The sequence below is a fragment of the Vibrio sp. 1580 genome, from assembly GCF_033340055.1.
Genome location: NZ_JAWOVT010000562.1, coordinates 1 through 562 on the forward strand (window position 1 = coordinate 1; position 562 = coordinate 562).

The 562-nt window shown below is 47.5% G+C and carries 1 protein-coding gene; it reads left to right on the forward strand.

The window, feature by feature from the left end; genetic code table 11:
* A partial coding sequence (locus R7093_RS27165) for an NAD-glutamate dehydrogenase domain-containing protein (RefSeq protein ID WP_318147270.1) occupies positions 1-562 on the forward strand: 562 nt, incomplete at both ends.

The following is a 562-nucleotide window of genomic DNA, read 5'->3' on the forward strand; positions in this document are numbered from 1 at the left end:
CTGCTTTTGAGATTTTCGTCTACGCGCCAGACATTGAGGGTGTTCACCTTCGTGGCGGTAAAGTTGCACGTGGTGGCTTACGTTGGTCAGATCGTCAAGAAGATTTCCGTACAGAAATTCTTGGTCTTGTAAAAGCTCAGCAAGTTAAGAACACCGTTATTGTTCCAGTTGGGGCGAAAGGTGGTTTCGTTTGTAAGCGTCAGCCGTCTCTGACCACTCGTGATGAAATCTTTGCAGAAGGTCAACGCTGCTATAAACAGTTCATTCGCGCGTTGCTTGATGTTTCTGACAACATCATTGAAGGCGAGGTGATTCCACCACAAAACGTAACTCGTCACGATGAAGATGACCCATACCTAGTGGTTGCTGCCGACAAAGGCACGGCGACATTCTCTGACTTGGCGAACTCAGTCTCAGCAGAATACAACTTCTGGCTTGGCGATGCGTTTGCTTCTGGTGGTTCAAACGGTTACGACCACAAAGCAATGGGTATCACTGCAAAAGGTGGTTGGGAATCAGTTAAACGTCATTTCCGTGAAATGGGCATCAACTGTCAAACGAC